Raw genomic sequence first — 2,882 nt, 5'->3', positions numbered from 1 at the left:
CGGTCCTGCGCGCCACGCCAGGCATCAGAACAGGGACGGCTCGGTGCTCAGGTCGGTGAGCTTGTTGGCCTTCAGGTCGATGACGAAGTGCTTGGTCGGCGCGCCGTTGGCGAGCTTGAGCAGGATCGCCATCAGCGGCTTGAAGCGGGCCTGGAACAGCGCCCCGGCGGTGTTGCTGTCCTTGACCTGGTCGCCGGTCATGGCGAGCGTGGCCGAGGTGGACTGCAGCGCCTGGGCCAGCAGCTTGTACTGGCGGGCGCGCGCTTCGGGGATGTCGGAGAACGCCAGGTCGCCGGCATTGGCCAGGCGCACGAAGTCGCCGGCCAGGTCGATCGCCTTCCAGTCGTTGAAGTCTTCGAGGCGCATGCCGTTGGCCTGGGCCAGCGCGCGGGCGCGGGCTTCGGCCGCGGCGTAGTCGGTGGCGTAGGCCGGGTTGGCCGCGTTGGTGCCGCCGCCGTCGGCCAGGCAGGCGAAGAAGGCGTTGGTCAGCAGGCCGTGGGTGCCGGTGTTGGCCAGTTCCTTGAGCGTGACGCCGGTCTGCAGCTGCGACAGCACCAGCAGGTCGGAGCCGTACAGCGGGCTCTTGACCAGCTCGCGCATCTCGCAGCGCCAGTCGTCCTTGAGCAGGCGCAGGCGCACCAGCTCGGCCATGTAGCGCGAGCTGAAGTCGGCGTAGTTCTTGGCGTCGAGGATGGAGAGGTTCCACAGCTCGCCGCCGCCCGGGATCATGAAGCCGTAGGTGGTGAAGTACTTGTGCTCGTCGCGGTAGTGCTCGAACAGTTCGTCGAAGCGCGGCACATTGTCGATGCGCACGGTCTGCACTTCGAGCTTGTCGTCGGCCTGGATCGACATCAGCTTGTAGGCCGGCACGTAGGCCGCCATCGACGGCGCCTGGATGTTGAACAGCGCCTGGCCGCCGTCATAGTTGCGGATAGCGGTGTCGTTGAAGTGCATGTGGCCGCCCACGTGCACCTTGAGCCCGGTCTCGGCCAGCGCCTTGGTCACGTTCTCGGCGGGGCGGCGCACCATCTGCATCTTGCCCGCGCCCAGCAGCGCGATGATGTCGTCGGAGGCGCCGTTGAAGAACTCGCTCATCGGGAAATGGCTGAACGCCACCACCTGCTTGCCGGCGGCCTGGCCACGCGCGACCACGTCCTTGAGCCAGGCGATCACGTGCTGCTTGTGGGTCAGCATGGCGTTGTAGCCGGCGTCGCCCGAGCCGTTGAAGTCGGCGGCGGTGGTGCCGGCGCCGGTGGGAATGTAGACGTTGGCGTCGATGCCGACCAGCCACACGCCATCCACCGGCTCGACCAGGTAGGTGGTGTCCGGCACGGTCTTGCACAGCGTGTAGCCGGCCTTCTTGTACGCACCGCCGGTGCCTTCCTTGCAGATCTCGTACTGGCGGTTGGTCCACGCGGCCTGGTCCTTGGCGACCTGGAACGAGTAGCTCTTGGCGTCGTAGGTGCTGTACGGCGTCTCGAAATAGCGGAACTTGGCCTTGGGCATGAAGCCGTGCTGCTCCAGCGCCTGCGTCACGCCGGCGTAGCCCATTTCCAGCACTTCTTCCGTGCAGTAGGACCAGTTCTGCTTCGACCAGCTGCCCGCGTAGGGGTTGGAGCAGTCGCCGTTGCCGCCGCGGCTGTAGATCGGCTGCGGGAAGCCGACATCGCCGTGGTTCGGGTCGATGCCGAGGTAGTCGCTCTTGCCGCCGGCGCGCGCGAACGGCTTGTTGGGATCGTGGTTGCCCGGGGCGGCGAAGAACTCGATGCCGTATTTCTCGGCGTATTCGTCCAGCACCTTCTTCAGGCCGCGGATGTGCACCGGCTGGCCGTCGTCGGAGAAGTCGCCCGGCAGCGCGATCAGCTTGACGCCGCGCGCCACCGCGTCGTCCAGCGCGGCGATGAAGGCGAAGTAGTTCTCGTTGAACAGGCGCGTGGAGGTCATCTGCGCCTGCATCAGGCGGATGGTGGCGTTGCGGCCCGACTTCTGGTTCGGGATGCCCGGGAACGAGCCGTCCTGGAACGTGGCGTAGACATCGTGGAAATGGATGTCCGGCATGAAGGCGACCAGCGTCGGCGCCGGCTGGGCGGGCGCGGCCGGCGGCGGCGGCGTGGTGCCCGCGGGCGGCACGGTGGGCTGGCCGTTGTCGGTGTCGCTGCCGCAGGCGGCCAGGAAGGCGAACAGCGAGGCGGCCAGCAGCCTGGGCAGGCGGCGGGCGGGTCGGAAGACAGGCGGTGCGGTGAATGTCATGCGGCGGCTCGCAATGTGGTTTTCGTCGGAAATCGTCGGGAATGGCCTGCGCATGTGACGCGCAAGACCCGGAAAGCCGCCGAATGGTAGGCACCGCAGGTGACAGGGATGTGGCTAAATGTATGCTTTTAATATCACTTCAGCGAGTCATGAATGTATGCAAATGTCATGGCATTCGCGGCGCCGGGCCGGCCTGCCTGACGCCGGCATGCGCCGGCACGCCGGGTGACGAGCCACGCCCGCACGACACGACAAGCGGAAACAGGAGAGGCACGCAGCGCCGAAGAGGCGCGGCAACCCCGCGCTCAGGGATGGCCACCGAAGCGGCGGCTCGCGGCATATCCGGCGCCGGGCTTCATCGGCGACAGCGAACCGTCGCGGAGCGACACGCGCCGGCGGTTCGAGGAAATCGCGGGAGGAAAATTGGGAAGGCAGCGCTGGGCGGACGAGGTCCGCCCGGGGAACGAAGGCAAGAAGACCGGCGCTGAACGCCGGCCAGGATGCCGGCCAGGATGCCGGTCGGGAACGGCGCTCAGAACGCCGCTCAGAACGCCGGCAGGATCGCGCCCTTGAACTGCCTGGCGAGGAAGTCGCGCACTTCCTGCGACTGGTAGGCCGACACCAGCGGCTTG

The 2,882-nt window shown here is 67.3% G+C and carries 1 protein-coding gene; it reads right to left on the bottom strand.

Annotation, left to right across the window (positions count from 1 at the left end):
* Positions 1 to 24: 24 nt before the first annotated feature.
* Positions 25 to 2,250, bottom strand: a complete 2,226-nt coding sequence (locus tag K206_RS0128440) for a metallophosphoesterase (protein WP_020205765.1) — start codon at positions 2,248 to 2,250, stop codon at positions 25 to 27.
* Positions 2,251 to 2,882 lie beyond the last annotated feature (632 nt).

It is taken from the genome of Cupriavidus sp. WS (assembly GCF_000395345.1).
Lineage (GTDB): Bacteria > Pseudomonadota > Gammaproteobacteria > Burkholderiales > Burkholderiaceae > Cupriavidus > Cupriavidus basilensis_B.
This window is presented reverse-complemented; position numbering and strand designations above follow the sequence as displayed.

What these genes read in the sequence shown, in the direction of transcription:
- K206_RS0128440 (WP_020205765.1), bottom strand. Translation starts at nt 2,250, where the DNA reads ATGACATTCACCGCACCGCCTGTCTTCCGACCCGCCCGCCGCCTGCCC.